The 16,894-nt window shown below is 73.5% G+C and carries 13 protein-coding genes; 9 read left to right on the top strand and 4 right to left on the bottom strand.

The window, feature by feature from the left end; translation table 11 throughout:
- The first annotated feature begins 130 nt into the window (after positions 1 to 130).
- From WME85_RS18865 to WME85_RS18830, 8 genes are all read left to right on the top strand, one after another.
- Positions 131 to 1,318, top strand: coding sequence for a vWA domain-containing protein (locus WME85_RS18865; RefSeq protein WP_437840013.1), 1,188 nt, complete (start codon positions 131 to 133; stop codon positions 1,316 to 1,318).
- 66 nt (positions 1,319 to 1,384) lie between these two features.
- On the top strand, positions 1,385 to 2,437 hold the full coding sequence (locus tag WME85_RS18860; RefSeq protein WP_437840012.1) for an RluA family pseudouridine synthase: 1,053 nt from the start codon (positions 1,385 to 1,387) through the stop codon (positions 2,435 to 2,437).
- 248 nt (positions 2,438 to 2,685) lie between these two features.
- On the top strand, positions 2,686 to 3,636 hold the full coding sequence (locus WME85_RS18855; RefSeq protein WP_437840010.1) for a hypothetical protein: 951 nt from the start codon (positions 2,686 to 2,688) through the stop codon (positions 3,634 to 3,636).
- 61 nt (positions 3,637 to 3,697) lie between these two features.
- Positions 3,698 to 5,659 carry a molybdopterin-containing oxidoreductase family protein gene (locus WME85_RS18850; protein ID WP_437840009.1) on the top strand — a complete coding sequence of 654 codons (1,962 nt, stop codon included), beginning with the start codon at positions 3,698 to 3,700 and terminating at the stop codon, positions 5,657 to 5,659.
- Between the two features lie 74 nt (positions 5,660 to 5,733).
- Positions 5,734 to 7,179, top strand: a complete 1,446-nt coding sequence (locus tag WME85_RS18845) for a protein kinase domain-containing protein (RefSeq protein WP_437840007.1) — start codon at positions 5,734 to 5,736, stop codon at positions 7,177 to 7,179.
- A 94-nt stretch (positions 7,180 to 7,273) separates the two neighbouring features.
- Positions 7,274 to 8,335: a tetratricopeptide repeat protein gene (locus WME85_RS18840; RefSeq protein WP_437840006.1), complete on the top strand. Its 1,062-nt coding sequence runs from the start codon at positions 7,274 to 7,276 to the stop codon at positions 8,333 to 8,335.
- Positions 8,335 to 9,486, top strand: coding sequence for a formylglycine-generating enzyme family protein (locus WME85_RS18835; RefSeq protein ID WP_437840005.1), 1,152 nt, complete (start codon positions 8,335 to 8,337; stop codon positions 9,484 to 9,486). The genes WME85_RS18840 and WME85_RS18835 overlap by 1 nt, the downstream gene beginning before the upstream one ends.
- 115 nt (positions 9,487 to 9,601) lie before the next feature.
- On the top strand, positions 9,602 to 11,509 hold the full coding sequence (locus WME85_RS18830; RefSeq protein WP_437840004.1) for a hypothetical protein: 1,908 nt from the start codon (positions 9,602 to 9,604) through the stop codon (positions 11,507 to 11,509).
- A gap of 154 nt (positions 11,510 to 11,663) precedes the next feature.
- Here the strand turns inward: WME85_RS18830 and WME85_RS18825 are convergent, their stop codons facing one another.
- Positions 11,664 to 13,271: a hypothetical protein gene (locus WME85_RS18825; RefSeq protein WP_437840003.1), complete on the bottom strand. Its 1,608-nt coding sequence runs from the start codon at positions 13,269 to 13,271 to the stop codon at positions 11,664 to 11,666.
- A gap of 112 nt (positions 13,272 to 13,383) precedes the next feature.
- Positions 13,384 to 13,857 (bottom strand): DUF4126 family protein, encoded by a 474-nt coding sequence (locus tag WME85_RS18820; RefSeq protein ID WP_437842317.1) that lies wholly within the window; start codon positions 13,855 to 13,857, stop codon positions 13,384 to 13,386.
- A 200-nt stretch (positions 13,858 to 14,057) separates the two neighbouring features.
- Here WME85_RS18820 and WME85_RS18815 point away from each other — a divergent pair, with 200 nt between their 5' ends.
- Positions 14,058 to 14,567, top strand: a complete 510-nt coding sequence (locus tag WME85_RS18815) for a DUF4112 domain-containing protein (protein ID WP_437840002.1) — start codon at positions 14,058 to 14,060, stop codon at positions 14,565 to 14,567.
- 36 nt (positions 14,568 to 14,603) lie between these two features.
- Here WME85_RS18815 and WME85_RS18810 read toward each other — a convergent pair whose 3' ends face one another.
- Together WME85_RS18810 and WME85_RS18805 are read right to left on the bottom strand one after the other, a co-directional pair.
- Positions 14,604 to 15,734 carry a glycoside hydrolase family 5 protein gene (locus WME85_RS18810; protein WP_437840001.1) on the bottom strand — a complete coding sequence of 377 codons (1,131 nt, stop codon included), beginning with the start codon at positions 15,732 to 15,734 and terminating at the stop codon, positions 14,604 to 14,606.
- Positions 15,735 to 15,996: 262 nt separating this feature from the next.
- Positions 15,997 to 16,701: a Bax inhibitor-1/YccA family protein gene (locus tag WME85_RS18805; RefSeq protein ID WP_437310724.1), complete on the bottom strand. Its 705-nt coding sequence runs from the start codon at positions 16,699 to 16,701 to the stop codon at positions 15,997 to 15,999.
- Between the last annotated feature and the right edge of the window lie 193 nt (positions 16,702 to 16,894).

Raw genomic sequence — 16,894 nt, 5'->3', positions numbered from 1 at the left:
AGCCAGATCATGAGCCCGCGGGCGCACGAGGGGGAGGCCTCGCCGAGCTGCCCGGCCCGAGGAGGCCCTGCTCGCCGCGGGGGACGTGCCCGGCCGAGACACGCCGCCCCGGCCTGTGTATCTTTTTCTTGTGAGAAGCACGCTTATCTTCCCCAGACTCTCTCTGCTCCTCGCCCTCCTGGCCGCCGGCATCGCCGTGAGCTGCGGCGGCAAGGGCGACGGCGACAGCAGCTCGTCCCAGGGCTCCGGCGCATCCGACGGCGACGGCGGCGGCGGCGGCGCGACGGGCAGCAGCAGCAGCGCCAACACCGGCGGCTCCGAGCCGATCTTCGTCGGCAGCGGCGGCGGCCTGATCACCACCAGCGGCGGCGGCGGGGCCGGCGGCAGCTGCCAGCAGCTCGACATCGCGTTCGAACCGCAGACGCCGACCGTGATGATCGTCGTCGATCGCTCCGGCAGCATGTACGACAGCGGCTACTGGGATCCGCTCCAGACCGCCGTGCTCAACGTCGTCGAGGCCCTGCAGGCGAAGGTGCGCTTCGGCTTCCTCACGTTCACGGGGATCGCTCCGACCCAGTGCCCCCTGCTCACGGGGACCGACGTCATCGCCCTCAACAGCCACGCCGACATCGCGGCCGCGTACGAGGAGGCCTCCATGCGGCCGGGCCAGAAGCTCGAGACGCCCACCGGCATGACCTTCAACGAGACGATCATCCCCGATCTCGTCGCCTTCGGAGAGCCCGGCCCCAAGTACATCCTCTTCGTCACCGACGGGGAGCCCGATCGCTGCGACGACGGTCCCGCCGTGTGCGCGCGCGACGACGTTGTAGCCGCGGTGCAGTCCGCGTACGCGCAGGGCATCGGGACGTTCGTCTTCGGCCTGGGCGAGGGCGCGTTCGCGGAGCACCTCCAGGACGTGGCGAACGCCGGCGCCGGTCAGCCCGTCCGGCGACCCCAGAACACGACGCAGGACTGCTTCGACGGCGCCGGCACCTACGCCGACGTCGGCGGCTCGGCGATGTACTACACGCCGGACCCGACCAACGCGACCGCCCTGGAGAACGAGCTCAACGCGGCCATCTCCGGCGCCAAGAGCTGCACGTTCGACCTCCAGGGCTCGATCGCGGTCGATCTCGATCACGCGTCGGAAGGCCAGGTGCTCATCGACGGCACGCCCGTGCCCTACGACGCGCAGAACGGCTGGACCATGGAGAGCCCGACCCAGCTCGTCCTCGTCGGCGACGCCTGCGAGCAGCTCAAGAGCGCGACGCAGGGCATCTCGTTCAACTTCCCCTGCGAGATCATCGACCCGCTGTGAGCAGCGGCCGCCTTTTCCGCGCGCCCGGCCGGCGCTTTTGCTAAAGGCGTACGGCAACCTCGACCCATGACCAGGATCAGCGCGCGGGAGCTCGCCGGCACGAGCGGCCCCTTCGGCCGCGGCACCCCGGTGGTGCGGCCCGAGGAGGTGCCGGAAGGGTCGGTCGTCACCGTGCTCCGCGTGCCGCCCGAGTCGGCGGGCATGCGGCTCGACCGGTTCGTGCAGACCCAGCTCAAGCGGACGAGCCGCACGCGCGCCGCCGAGATCGTCGCGCGCGGCGCCTACTCCCCCGAGGCGCGGCGCCTGCGCGGCAGCGACCGCGTGCGGCCGGAGCAGTGCATCCTGCTCTGGCGCGAGCCGTGGGACGAGCAGGCGCCCGACACCCCGATCCCTGTCGTCCACGAGGACGAGGCGCTGCTCGCCGTCAACAAGCCGCCGGGCCTGCCGGTGCACCCCACGGCGCGGTACCACAAGAGCACCGTCATCAAGATGATGGAGGCCGCGCGCCCCGGCGAGCGGCTGTTCCTCGCCCACCGGATCGACCGCGAGACGAGCGGCGTGCTCCTCCTCTGCCGCACGCCCGAGGCCGACCGGAAGGTGAAGGCGCAGTTCGAGGAGCGCACCGCCGTCACGAAGCGCTACGCCGCGATCGCGTGGGGCTGGCCAGAGCACGACACCTTCCGCGTCGAGCTGCCGCTCGAGCTCGACACATCGAGCCGCTACAAGGTCAAGATGCGCGTCGCGCCGCCAGGCCGCGGCCTCGCCTCGGCGACCGCGTGCGAGGTGCTGGGCCGCCGCGCCGATCCCCTCACCGGCCGCCGCTACGCGCTGATCGGCTGCACGCTCGAGACCGGCCGGCAGCACCAGATCCGGGTCCACCTCGCGTCGAACGGCCTGCCGCTCGTGGGCGACAAGCTCTACGGGCCGGACGAGGGCATGTTCGCGCGCGGCGCCGACGGCGTGCTCACCGACGAGGACCGCCGCGCGCTCGAGCTCGACCGCCACGCCCTCCACGCCGCGCTGCTGGAGCTCACGCATCCGGTGACAGGCGAGCGCGTGCGCATCGAGGCGCCCCTCTCGGACGATCTGCGCACCTTCTGGGATGCGCTCCACGCGTGATCCACGCGTAAATCACGCGTAACTACGCGCCAAACGCGGCCCCCGGGCCGCGCGCCGCGGCGCCAGCGCGCGGGGGTGGTCCCGGCGCGCCGGATGACGACACCTGCGCGCAAGCTCGCGCAAGCTCGCGCAAACTGACACCCGCGGGCCGGATCAGGCTCGTGTGGCGAAACGGTGGAGCGGCGAGAGCCCCTCGCCAGCGGCTCCGGATCTTGTGCCGCCTCGCCGACTTACGTACGATGACCCGGATGACGCGTGCGCGAGACGACCTCGAGGCGCTGCGGGATCCAGCGCTTCGGTCCACACCGCTCGAGGCCGAGAGCTCCGCCCAGAGCACGGCATCCGGGCCGATGGATCCAGGTCCGGAACAGACGAGCGGCGCCCCCGAGGCGCCCTCTCCAGCAGAGCGCCAGGGCGCCGACGAGCCGCAGCAGGCGGGCTCGGAGCGGCCGGACGCGGCCGAGCTGCCCGCGCCCTCGGTCGGAGAGCCGCCGCAGGCCGACCCGCGCGCCCGGGGCGACGAGAGCCTGGATCGCGAGCGCTACGAGCGGTACGCGATGCCGGCGAGCGACCTGCCCGCGGCCAACGTGCAGGCCTTCCGCGGGGACGCGGCCGGGGTGCTCGCGATCGTGCGGCGCGCGGTGCAGTCGGTGACGCGCGATCCGGCGCGCCACCGGCGCCGGCTGCCGAAGTCCCGCTTCGACACGATCCGCAGCTTGCCGGAGCTCGCGATGGCGCTCGACCACGCGGTGACGCGCATGCAGCCCGAGAGCGCGCCGCCGCCCGAGGTCGCGGAGCGGCTCGACCAGATCTACGAGGCGCTGCGTCCGACCCTCGCCGCGGCCGAGGTGTGCTTCCCGCGCGGCATCGTCCCGGAGACGTACGGCATCGTCCGGCGCGCGCTCGTCGCCGGCGACCCCGCGAGCGCGGCGGCCACGATCACGAACCTCATCCTGGACCGGTGGGGCCACGTGCAGAACCGGATCTCGATCACCAGGGACGAGGTGACCCGGCTGAACAGCACCGCGAAGTGGCTGCTCAGCAACACCCGGCCGCCCGAGCGCCTCGACTCGAGGGACATCCGCGACCGGCTCTGGTCGCTCCTGCGCGAGCGCTACGAGCAGCTCCGGGCGATCGCCCAGGAGGTCTCGGGCGACGACTCGCGGGAGTACGCGCCCGAGCGGCTCGCCGCGGACTAGCCCCGCCCGCCAGAAGCCGGCGGGCGTACCGCCGCGCGCGCGCCCGGTCTAGGCTGCCGCCATGCAGGAGATCCGCAAGACCGTCTGCAACCGCGACTGCCCCGACGCCTGCAGCATCGTGGCCACCGTGGAGGACGGCCGCGTCGTGCGCCTCGGCGGCGACCCGGCCCACCCGATCACGAGGGGCTTTCTCTGCCACCGGACGTCGCGCTTCCTGGAGACGCAGTACTCGCCCGAGCGCCTCACGGCGCCGCTGCTCCGCAAGGGCGGCGAGCTCACGCCCGTCTCGTGGGAGGAAGCGCTCGACACGGCGGCCGAGCAACTGCTCCGCATCCGGAGCGAGTCGGGCCCCGCCGCGATCTTCCACTACCGCAGCGGCGGCTCGCTCGGGATGCTCACGGGGATCACCGACGCGTTCTTCGCGCGGTTCGGGCCGGTCACGGTCAAGCGCGGCGACATCTGCTCGGGCGCGGGCGACGCCGCGCAGCTGACCGACTTCGGCGAGGAGGACAGCCACGACCTCGCCGACCTGAAGAACGCCCGCCACATCCTCCTCTGGGGCAAGAACGTCTTCACCTCGAGCCCGCACACCCTCCCGGTGCTCCGCGAGGCGAGGGCGCGCGGCGCGGAGCTCGCGCTCATCGATCCGGTGCACCACCGGACCGCCTCGGTGTGCGGGGCGTTCTACCAGCCCCGCCCGGGCGGCGACTTCGCGCTCGCGATGGCCGTCGCCCGCGTGCTGTTCGACGAGGGGTGGGCCGATCCGCGCGCCGCGGACTACTGCGATCACCTCGACGCCTTCCGCGCCCTCGCGCGCAGCCGCTCCGTGGCGGCCTGGTGCCGCGACGCCGACGTGCCCGAGGCCGCCGCCCTGGACCTCGCGCGCCGCCTCGGCCCCGAGAAGCCAACGGCCATCCTCGTGGGCTGGGGCATGGGCCGCCGCACCTCGGGCGGGGCGATCGTGCGCGCGCTCGACGCGCTCGCGGCCGTGAGCGGGAACCTCGGCATCCCCGGCGGCGGCGTCTCGTTCTATTTCAAGCGGCGCGGCGCGTTCGACCTCTCGCCGTTCCAGGGCGATCGCCCCGCGCCCCGCACCGTCTGCGAGCCCCTCTTCGGGGAGGAGGTGCTCCGGATGAGCGACCCGCCCATCCGCGCGGTGTGGGTCACCGCCGGCAACCCGGTCGCGATGCTGCCCGACTCGGGCGCCGTCGCGGAGGCGCTCGCGACGCGCGACTTCGTCGTGGTCGCCGACGCCTTCCTGACGGACACGGCGCGGCTCGCCCACCTCGTGCTGCCCACGACGACGCTCCTCGAGGCCGACGATGTGATCGGCGCCTACGGCCACCACTACCTCGGCGTCGCCACGCCCGTGGTCCCGCCCCCGGACGGCGTGAAGAGCGATCTCGAGATCATGCAGGCGCTCGCTGAGCGCGCGGGGCTCGGCGGCGCGCTCGACGGCAGCGCCCGCGACTGGAAGCGGCGGGTAACCGAGCCGCGGCTCGCGCCGCTCGGCATCACCCTCGAGACGCTGGAGCGCGAGCCGGTGCGCAACCCGCTGGCGCCGGAGGTGCTGTTCGCGGATCGCAAGTTCCCCACCCCGAGCGGGCGGGTCAACCTCATCACCGAGGCGCCGGCGGAGCGCGAGGATCCGGGCGCGGACGGGTTCCCGCTGCTGCTGATGGCGCTCTCCACCGAGAAGTCGCAGTCGTCGCAGTGGGCGCGACCCCAGCGAGGCCCGGCGGTCGTCACGGTCCACCCGGACGCGGCCGGCGGCGTCGCTGACGGCGAGCTCTGTCGGATCGCGTCGCGCGTCGGCGCGATGACGGTGCGCCTCCGCCACGATCCCGCCCAGCGCCGCGACGTGGCGCTCATCCCGAAGGGCGGCCACCTCCGGGACGGCCGCTGCGCCAACGCGCTGATCCGCGCCCGCACCACGGACATCGGCGAGGGCGGCGCGCTCTACGAGGAGCGGGTGCGCGTCGAGCCGCTCGCGCAGGACGAGCGCCCCGCGCCCGCGCCGTGAGCCCGCCGCGGTGAACCCGCGCGGTGGACGCGGTCCGGGGCGCATGTATCCTCGCAGCCGGCAGGTCACAGCTCATGTCGATCGCACTCCAGGAGGGCACCGTCTTCGCCGGGCGCTACGAGGTCGTCCGCTGCATCGCCACGGGCGGCATGGGGGCGGTCTACGAGGTCACGCACATCGAGACGCAGCGGCGGCGCGCGCTCAAGGTGATGCTCCCGCACCTGCTCCGCAGCGCCGAGCTGCGCGAGCGCTTCAAGCGCGAGGCCCGCATCGCCGCGCAGGTCGACAGCGAGTTCATCGTCGACGTCTTCGACGCCGGCATCGACGACGCGACCGAGATGCCGTTCCTCGTCATGGAGCTGCTCCGGGGCGAGGAGCTCGGCAGGCGGCTCGCGCGCCTCGGGCGGCTGCCGGCGCACGAGGTCGTCGCGTGCCTCCACCAGACCGCGCTCGCGCTCGACAAGACGCACCGGGCGGCGATCGTCCACCGCGATCTCAAGCCCGAGAACCTGTTCCTCGTCCACCGGGAGCAGGGCATCTCCCAGATCAAGGTCCTCGATTTCGGCGTCGCCAAGTTCATGGCGGAGAACGCGACGCAGGCGAACGCCACGCTGAGCGTCGGCACGCCTTACTACATGGCCCCGGAGCAGTTCCGCGCCGGCCCCGTCTCGCCGGCGGCCGACCTCTATGCGCTCGGGATGATCGCCTACACCCTCCTCGTCGGCGAGCCTTACTGGGTGACCGAGGGCCGCCAGATCACGAGCGTCGTCTCGTTCGCGATGATCGCCGTCGACGGGCCGAAGGAGCCCGCGACGGCGCGCGCCGCGCGGCTCGGCGTGGAGCTGCCCCCGGCGTTCGACGCCTGGTTTTTCAGGGCGACGGCGAGCGACCCCGCCGCGCGCTTCCAGACGGCGACGGCGGCCGTCGAGGGGCTGGCCGAGGCGCTCGGGGTCGGAGCGGCCGGGAGGAACCTCCTCCCCTCGAGGGAGGCGCAGAGCTCGCCGCCCCACGCCGCCGCGCCGAGGTCGCCGAGCGAGCCCCGGGGGACCCGCGGCGTCACGCCCGCGGAGCCCTCGGCCGAGAAGCGCCACCCCTCTGGCCAGGAGGTGCTCGCCCTCGGGGCGACGGTGCTGGGGCCCTCGATCAAGCGGAGGGTCCTCGGCGGGGCCGCCCTCGTCCTGGCGCTCGGCGCGGCCGGCGGGGCGCTCTCCTATGCCCTGCGCGCGCTCGACGCCCCCGTGCCTCCCGGCGCCCCGACGCCGTCCACGGCCGGCGAGCGCGGCGTCGCCTCGCCCCCGGGGAGCGGCGCGGCACGCGCGGGGGAGCCCGCCCCGCAGCTCGACACGACCGTGAGGGTCGAGCCTGCCCCGACCGGCGGCGTGCCTTCCGCCGAGCCGACCGCGGTGCCCTCGACCGCGCCTTCCGCCAGCGCCTCCGCGCGGCCGGCGCGACGGCCGGGCAGCGGCGCCCCGCGCCGCTCGCCGGCGCCGCCGCCGGAGCCGGAGTACACCCGCGACTGACCTGGATCGCCGACGCGCGCGGCCGGATCGCCGGCGCGCGGCGCCGGGCTCATCAGAGTTCGCAGCGGCGGCCGAGACGGCTACCGTACCCGGGATGAGACGCTATCGATTCGCGCTCGCCTGCGGCCTGGGCGCAATGACGCTCGCCGCGCGCGCCGCGCCGGCGCGGGCGCAGGACGTCGCGGCGGCGGAGGCGCTCTTCAACCGCGGGCTCGCGGAGATGCAGGCCGGCCGGTACGAGTCGGGCTGCCCTGCCCTGAGCGAGAGCTACCGCCTCGATCCGCGCCCCGGAACGTTGTTCACGGTCGCCGAGTGCGAGGCCAGGCGCGGCCGGGTCGCGACAGCGGCCACCCGGTACGGCGACTACCTCGCCCTCTACGCGCGCCTGACCCCCGACGCGCAGGCGAAGCAGAAAGGGCGGAACAAGATCGCGACCCAGCGAAAGGCCGCGCTCACCCCCGACATCCCCGAGCTCACGCTCTCGCTCCCGGAGGGCGCGCCGCCGGGCACGGTGGTGAAGCGCGACGAGCTCGAGCTGGGGGCGCCGATGCTGGGCGTGCCGCTGCCGACCGATCCGGGCGATCACGTCGTGACGACGCAGGCCCCGGGAGGGCCGCTGACCGAGGCGCGCATCTCCATCGCCAAGGGCGAGAAGAAGCAGATCACCCTCGAGGTGAAGGCCGCGCCGCCGGAGACCCCAGCGGCCGCCGCTCCTCCGGGAGCGCAGCCGCCGCCCGTGACTCCGCCGCCGCCGCCAGCCACCGACACGGCGCGCCGCGGGAGCTGGCAGACAACCACCGCGTTCGTCGTGGGCGGCGTCGGGATCGCTGGGCTGGCCCTGGGCGGGGTCATGGGCGGGCTCGCGCTGAGCAAGAAGGCGACCGTCGACGACAACTGCGACGGGACGATCTGCAACCACGAGGGCAAGCTCGCCGCGGACAGCAGCAGGACGTTCGCGCTGGTGAGCACGATCGGCGTCGGCGTCGGCGTGGTGGGGGTCGGCGCCGCCCTCGTGCTGCTGCTCGCGGCGCCCTCGCCTCCGGCCAGCAGCGCGAGCGCGAGCCTGCCCCGCGCGGCGCCCGCGCCGCGGGTGAGCGCGGGAGCGTGGTCGACCGGAGACGGCGGGGGGATGATCGGGCTCCAAGGAGCGTGGTGATGAGAACGAGAACGATGCTGGTCGGAGCGGGTCTGCTCGCGGTTTCCTCGGTGACGACCGCTGGCTGCGCCAAGATCATCGGCCTCGAGGACGAGTACCAGGAGGCCGGAGGCACGAGCAGCGCGACGGGCACGGGCGGCGGCGGCGCCGCCGGCTCCGGCGGCGGCGGCGGCGGCGGCGGCGGCAACGGCGGCGGCGGCGCCGCGGGCACGGGCGGCGACGGCGGCGGCGGCGCTTCCGGCTCGGGCGGCAGCGCCCCGTACGTGGGCCCGCCGAGCTGCGCGGAGCTCGCGGCGACCTGCGGCGCGAACGCCGACGAGGACTGCTGCGCGGCGGGGCTCGTCGAGGGCGGCACCTTCCACCGCGACAACCACAACGACGACGAGGCCTACGCCGCGACGGTGAGCTCGTTCCACCTCGATCGCTTCGAGATCACCGTCGGCAGGTTCCGCAAGTTCGTGGAGGCCTACCCGGGCAGCAAGCCGGCGGCCGGCGACGGCGCCCACCCGAAGATCCCGGACAGCGGCTGGCTGCAGATCTGGAACACGCTCTTGCCGGCCACCCAGGAGGAGCTGATCGCCTCGCTGTCGGAGCCGTGCGGCGAGACGCCGATGAGGACCTGGACCGACACGCCCGGCGCGCAGGAGCGCAAGCCGATGAACTGCATCAAGTGGTTCGAGGCGTTCGCTTTCTGCGCCTGGGACGGGGGTCGGCTCCCGACGGAGGCGGAGTGGAACCTCGCCGCGGCGGCCGGCAGCGAGCAGCGCGTGTATCCGTGGGGCACGAACGAGGACGAGATCGACTCGACCTACGCCGTCTACAACTGCGTCGGCGACGGCTCGACCGCGGACAACTGCCAGTTCTCGGACATCCTCCCCGTGGGCTCGCGCTCACCGAAGGGCGACGGCAAGTGGGGGCAAGCGGACCTGGCGGGCAGCGTCTGGGAGTTCGTGCGCGACTCCAGCGACAGCGACTACCCGGTGCCGTGCAACGACTGCGCGCTCATCGAGATCGACGGCGCCCGGCGCGCCCGAGGCGGCGCCTGGAACGCGATCCAGTACAACGTCACCACCGACTACTACACGTGGATCGATCCCGCGGGCCGCTTCTTCGACGTCGGGGCCCGCTGCGCGCGGGACGTCTCGCCTTGAGCTCGCGCGGCCCGTGACGCCGCCGCGCGGGCCCGGGGCTGCGCGCGCCGACCGGCACGACGGCGTCGTGAGCAGCCCCTGGCTCGCGCCGTCGGCGTTCACGTAACCTCGCGGCATGGCCAGAGAGCTGCCTGCTCGCTTCGGGATCACCCCTCACGCCGTGCGCCGCATCGCCCACCGGCACATCCTGGTGGGCGGCGTGATGGCGCTGACGGGCGCCGCGGTGAGCGCGTCCGGCGTCGGCAGCGCCGCCGCCGGGGTTCCGCTCGGGATGGCCGGCGCGCTCGTGATCGCGCTCGGGCTCCGCACCCGCGCGATGGGCGTCTCCGTGCAGGTCGTGAACAAGGCCCACAACCTCGCCGCCGCCGGCCAGCGCGAGGCGGCCTCCGAGCTGCTCGACCACGCCGAGGAGACGGCCCGCTCGAGCTACATCCGGCGCGTCATCGACGTCCAGCGCGCGCTCGCCGCCATGCAGCGCGGCGATCTCGCGGGCGCGCTCCGCCGCGCCGACGCCGCGGTCACCCGCCGCGCCGACGTGCTCGCCTGGCACCTGGAGCAGGCGACGATCGTCGCGGCGCACGCGCTGAGGGCCTTGATCCGCGCGTCGATCGGAGAGCGCGACGGCGCCGCGGCGGACATCGCGCTCGTCCGGAGCAGCGCGTTCGCGCCGCCCGAGGCGCTCGCCCGCGCGGAGCTCGCGGCCGCGGTCCTCCTGGAGCGGGCGGGCGATCGCGAGGCGCTGCGGGCGCACCTGCTCCGCGAGCGACGGCTCCTGCTCGAGCACACGCGCCCGCGCGAGCGCGCCCTCGTCCGCGCCTACCAGCGCATGCTCAAGGCGAAGCCGAGCTCGGTCTACCGCACCGGCGCGAAGCGCGACGTGGAGCCCTCCGGAGAGCTCTCGGCGGCGGACTGGGCGGCGCGCGTCTCGCCCGAGGCGGCGCCGTTCATGCGCGCGCCCCCGCCGGACGCGGGCGGGGTGGAGGAGCTGTCGCGCGCGGCGATCGAGCAGGCAGACGCGTCCGCGCGCGCCGCGGCGGAAGGGCGCGCCCGGATCGACCGCCGGCCGGCGGCGAAGGCGGCCGGCCGCAGGCTGCTCCTCTGGGTGGTCCTGGTGATGATGTTCGTGGTGGCGTGGCAGTTCTTGAGCCCCGGGCATGCGCCGGAGGCTCCCCGCGTCGAGCGCGCGCGGGCGGAGCCGCTCTTCGACTTGTTCGCCCTTGTCTGGCTGTCCCCACTCGCGTTCATCGCGATGTTCGTCGGCATCGCGCTCGCCAGCGTGGCGCGCATGCGGAAGGTCTCGCGGCGCTTCGTGGCCGCCCAGGTCGCCCTCGCGCGGGGGGAAGAGCAGCGCGGGAGGCGTGAGCTCGAGGGCCTGACCGCGAGCAGGGCTCCCGTGGTCGCGGCGCAGGCCCACCTCACGGTGGCCGAGCTGTCGGAGCGGCAGGGCGAGCTCACCGCGGCGCTCGCGGCGTGCGAGGCGGGGCTCGCGCGGCTCGACACGGACGTGGCGCGGGTGATGGCGGCGGACATCCTGCTGCCGGGGCTTCTGGCCGAGCGCGCTTTCCTCTTCGCGGCGATGGATCGGAGCGCCGACGCGCGCGCCGAGATGGCGCTGCTCGCCGAGCGGTACGCGTCGTACCCGTACCTCGAGAGGGCGAGGCTGCGGGTCGCGCTCGCGCTGCGGGCGCGCGAGGGGGACATCGCCGGGGCGGCGCGCCTCACCGAGCGGGACGCGGACGTGCCGCTCAACGCGCGCGACGAGCTGCTCGCCGACGTGTGCCGCGCGGCGGCGAGCCCGGGCACCGCGGGTGCCGGCGAGGTGGAGCGGCTCCGCGAGGAGCTGCGCGTCGACGCGGCGAGCCGGCGCTGGCTCGCCGCGATCGCGCCGGCGGCACTCGAGGCGTTCGAGAAGGTCGGCGACCCGGGCGAGGCGGAGGCGCTCGCAGAGGCGGAGGCGCTCGCAGAGGCGGAGGCGAGCGCGGAGCGCGCCTGGGCGCCGGCGCGCGACGCCGGGACGGCGTGATCGCGGCGGCGCGCGGGTCGAGGGTGGGCGGAACGGCCGCGCCGGCTTGAGGCCCGCGCCGAGCGCGTGGCGGCGCAGCTGAGGTCGCTCGGCGTCGAGCCAGACGACAGCGGCTCCTGAGCGGCAGCCTGCCGCCGGGCAGACGTTTCGCGGCTCAGTCCTCCTGCGCGGGCGCCCGCATCGGCTCCCTCGGCGTGCTCTGCTCCGGGGGCCTGGGCGCCGAGCCCTCCACGGCGTCGCCGATGTCGCGCGCCACCTTCTCCACGGTGCGCAAGCTGATCCGCCCCGCGAGCACCAGCGTCGCGCCGAGCTCGCGGCAGTCGATCGGGTCCAGCCGCACGGGGGACGTGAAGGCGTTGACCGCCGCCATCTGCCCCGCGGCGTAATCGAAGCGCGCGCCGAAGACGAGATCGCCGTACCGGGTATACGACACCATGCCGAGCGCCGCGTGCACGCCGCTCATCCGCTCGAGGAAGAGCTTCGACTCCGCCGACACGGGCCCTCGCACGCCGGACAGCGCGTTGAAATCGGAGACGACGCCGCCCAGCAGGCTGAGGTCACGCGTGAGGAACAGCTCGGCGCCGAGCCCCACGTTGACGATGGGCGCCGACGCCTCGACGGTGTCGAGCCGGCTCTGCCGCCGGCTCGACACCGCTCCCCCCTCGATCGCGATCTCCTCCCGATCGGCGGCGACCCGCGCGAACTCGCGCTGGCCCATGTAGAAGAAGCCGTCCAGCTCCAGCCGCAGCCTGCTCCACTCCGCGCTCGCGCCCAGGGCCACGCGGGCCGGAGAGGGAGCCGCGAACTCCCCCTCACCGGCCCAGTAGCGCACGGTCGCCGTCTCGGCGGCGAGCGTGTCCTGGTAGCTCGCGTCCAGCGAATCGAAGACATGGACGCTCGGCGTCCGCAGGCTGATCCCGGCCGAGAACACCCGATTCAGCCGGTACGTGGCCCCGAGGTGCGCGAGGACATCCCAGGAGTCCGCCGACAGCGCCGCCTGGTACGTCGCGCTGCTCGCCGAGCGCGTCCCGGTGTCCTCAACGAGGCTGGCGACGCTGAGCTCGCTCGCGTAGCGGGTGCGCACGACGGAGAGCGAGACGCCCAGCGCGAGGCGTTCGGTCGCGCTGTAGCTCCACGAGGGGCCGGCGCTGTAGCGGCCCCACTCGTAGCGGAGCGTCTGCGCCTGGTTCACGCGGCGCGACGCGGACTCCCCCGAGAACCCGAGCGCGTCGAACCCGAACTCGTTCTGCTCCGTCTTCGCGAGGCATGCAGCGAGGGTGTGGCGACCGACCGGCACGCGCGTCGCGTCCCCCGCTCGCGCGCCGCTCCTCAGGTCGAAGAAATAACAGGTCGCGTCGGGCAAGGTGCTCAGGCCCTGGTCGCTCACCGTCGTCTTGTCGAGCCGGAGCTCCCCGTACCGGGCGGCGTCGACCGGGCCTGGCTGGTGCCACGAATCCAGCGTTCGATGCGCGTAGCGGAAGAACGCCGACGAGAACGCGATGTTCCGGTCCTCGATGCGGACGATCGTGGCCGGGTTCAGGAAGGGCGCGGCGCCGTCGACGCCCAGCACCACCCCCGTGCTCCCCAGGAGCGCCGATCGCCCGCCGAGGAGCGCGGACTCATACCGTCCCTGAGCCTGCGCGGGAGCGACGCCCAGCGCGCCGGCGGCGCCGAGCAGCGCGCCGGCGACGCCGAGCAGAGCTCCGCGCCGTCCGGAGCGGCGGCGAGCGCGCGGCCTCAGCGGCATGGCAAGCGCCAGCATGGATCGCGGCGCCGTGACCGCAACGGCAGCAGCGCCCCGCTGTGGCAGGATGCGACGTGCGCGCGCGTCGGAAGCTCTCTCCGGGCACTGCTGGTGGAGCGCATGCCCCCTGCTAGCGTCGCGCCGCCAGCGCGCCCAGGCCGAAGGCGATGGCGTCCTCGATCATCGCTCCGACCGGGGCGGGAACGCGGGTCCCGCGGTTCAGCCACACGCGGGCGCGATTCCCGATGACGGCGCCCACCGCGGCCGCGACCGCGCCGACCGCGGCGCCAGCGACGCGCATGTTCTTCTCGGGGCTCTGCGAACCGACGGCGGCGCCCAGCAGCGCCCCGATCACGAGGCGTCCGCTGAGCGGACCTCTCGAGAGGCGGCTCGGCGCGGATGGCAGCTTGTCCATCAGGAGCTCGCCGCCCGCGAGCACGCTCATCACGCGCTGCGCGGCGGGCGAGCGAAGCGCGCGCCAGAAGCTCCCGCGCTGCCCGTCGAACGCGCCGCGCTCGGCGCTGGACGCGAGGATCCTCACGCCCAGCATGGAACGCATGCCCGTCACCAGTCCGAGCCCTGCCGCCTGCCCCAGGATGACCATCTCCGAAGAGCGGGGCCACTGGGCGCCTCCCCTCACCGTTGCTGTCGCCATGGCGATCGACACAAGCAACGCACATGCCCCGGTTGAGTGCCTCGACCGGGGCGACGGCCGACCCCGCTGCACCTCTGGCATCGCGGTTGAAGGGGGCGCGGAGTACGCTACGAGAGCCATCTCGCCCGGATCCCGGAGAACGGTCCGCCATGCCCGTCACACCTCTCACCACGCTGAAGACCGTTGATCTCCTCGAGGACGAGCGGCTGAAGCGCCTGAACGCGCTCGGGCACTTTCTGGACAACGCCATCCGCATCCCCGGCGTGGGTTACCGGGTCGGCTACGACGCGGTGATCGGGCTGATCCCGGGCGTCGGTGATCTCATCGGTTTCGGGCTCTCCGTGTACATCGTGCTCGCGGCGACGCGTTACCGTCTCCCCGCGTCGACGTTGCTGCGCATGGTGCTCAACGTGGGGCTCGAGACGCTGATCGGCACGGTCCCCCTCGTCGGCGACCTGTTCGACGCGACCTACAAGGCGAACGCGCGCAACCTCGACCTCTTGCGGGCGCACCTCGCCGCGCGCAGCCAGGGCGGCGCGCTGCCCTCGGACGCCCGCTTCTACGCGGGGCTGCTCCTCGCGCTCGCGGGCGTCCTCGCGCTCGCGGGCTTGCTGATCTTCACGCTGGTGCGAGCGGCGCAGGGCCTCCTCGGCTCCTGAGCGGCGCCGCCGATCGGCCCTGGCGGGGCATCCGCGCTACCGGACCGACACCGACAGGTGCGCCTGAAGCGAGGCCATCTGCGGTGCGTCGGCCCCGCCTCGCGGCTCGAGCGACGTGAAGTAGCTCTTCCAGGAGGGCCCTGCGGCCCAGTAGGTCCAGCCCACGTAAACGTCGTTGTTCTGCTCGAGATAGACCACGACGTTGGCGATGGCCTTCAGGCATACGGCGCCAGATCCGCCGCTGAACTCGCCGAGGAACCCCTTCTTCCCGTGCTTCCGGAGCCACGCCGTGAACACCTTCAGGCGCTCCACCCCGACGGTCTCGCTGACGCAGTCGGGCGATTTTCCCGAGGAGTCGTCGTCGAGGTGCTGGTGGACCTCGAATGCGACGTGGTGCTTCGGGTCGGCGACCTTGAGCAGCGCCTCGGCGTTCGACGTCCCGTAGAACGTCGCCTCGAAGCTGTGCGCCCCTGACCACCCGTTGCCGGGGACGATGATGAGGTTCGTCGCCCCGGCGCTGCGGATGGAGACGATCGCGGCGTTGGCCGCCTCGATCCACTGCTCGGTCGGCATGTCGTGCGGCTCGTTCATCAGGGCGAAGACGACCCTCGCGTTGCCCTTGAACTCCACGGCCAGCCGCCCCCAGAACTCGGCGAAATCCGCGACCGGGATCTCTGCGCCGACGACGCCCGTTCCGTAGCGACCGTAGTTGTGCACATCGAGAACCACGTAGGCGCCCTTCGCGACCAGGTTGTTGACGGTGGTCTTGAGCCGGTTCAGCTCCGCGGCGTTGAGCGGCTGGTTGCGCGCGGGCTGGAGGCGCTCCCAGCGGAACGGCACCCGGAAGGTATTCATCCCCTTTGCGAGGAAGTAATCCGCGGACGTGTAGCCCTTGGAAAAGGAGGGATCCGGATAGGCATAGTGGACCCCCGGGGTCCCTGGCAGGGTTCCCTTCCCGAAGGGGTCGACCGCGAACTCTGCCCCTGCGAGGCTGATTCCCCGGAGCGAGAGCGGCTGCGCGAGCAGATCGACGCCGGCCGCGCCGCTCACGTTGACGGCGGCGTTCCCGGCGGCGGCTGGCGCGGCCTTCTTCTCCGAGTCCTGCCCCCGGCACCCCGTCGCAACGGCTCCGAGCCCCACCAGCCCCCACGCCAACGCTTTCCTCAACAGCTCCACCTCGGCCCGCATCAGACCCCGGCGTGAGCTCCCCCGCAAGCGCCCCCGCCCCTCCCGCGCCAGCAAACGCCCTCCCTCTTCGCCCCCCGCAGCGCCCTTCCTCCCCCGCCCCCGCTCCTGCGACGACGGCGAGCGGGTCGCGCCCGCACAGGAGACGGGCCCAGATCGGCGTTTTCGGCGCGGAGGCGCACTCCTGTGCGCTGAGCACCGAAAACGTCGAGGTGGGCCCGTATCCGAAGCGGGCGCGCCCCGCTCAATCGCGGGAGCTGATGAAGAGGCGGAGGATGTACCAGAAGAGCATGGCGACGGACGCGAAGAGCTCGAGCGCGGCGCCGACGTACCGGTCCTCGGGGAAGTGGTGCAGGACGTTCGACGTGTCGTAGAGGATCGCGGCGCCGGCGAACGCGACCATGGCGACGCTGAAGAACGTGCCGAGCTGGAAGCCGAACACCGCGCCGGCCACCATGCAGAGGATCGCGCAGATGCCGCCCCAGCGGAGCAGAGCGCCGAGGAACGAGAAGTCCTTGCGGGTCACGAACGCGATCGCGGTGAGCCCGGCGAAGCCGGCCATCGTGGCGAGCCCGGCGCTCTGGATGGCGCCGGGAGCGACCATGTCCGCGATGTAGAGGAGCGGCACGAAGAGGATCGCCTGCGCGAGCACGTAGGCGAACAGCGCGGCATACTGCGCCGGCTTCGACACGGAGGTGTGCGCCGCGCGGCTGGCCAGCCAGCTCACGACCATGAACGCCCCGAGCACCAGCAGCCAGCTCGTGCCCATCATCGCCCTGGCGATGACCGAGGCGACGCCGGTCCTGAAGAGCGCGAACTCGATCGCCGCGAAGAGAACGATCGCCCCGAACAGGTGATTGTACGTTCGCACGATGAAGCGCTCGCGCGAATCGGCGCCGGCACGGATCGCCGAAGAACGGCTCCCGTATCCTACGTAGTTCTGGTCCATGTTCCCTCTCGTCGGTAGTAGGCCTCGACCCTGGCGACAGTGACGATAGCACGCCGCATGCCGACGATGCCGCCGCGGAGCGAAGACGCGTTGCGCCACGGTACAGCGAGCGCAGGCGCCTGTGTACCGCCTTTTCCGGCGCTCGCCCGTCGCAAGAAGCCGGGCAGGTTCCATCAGCGCCGGCACCGCTGGA

This window comes from Sorangium sp. So ce1153 (assembly GCF_051521595.1).
GTDB lineage: Bacteria > Myxococcota_A > Polyangia > Polyangiales > Polyangiaceae > Sorangium.
The sequence above is the reverse complement of the archived record's forward strand: the minus strand, read 5'-3'. Positions and strand labels throughout refer to the sequence as shown.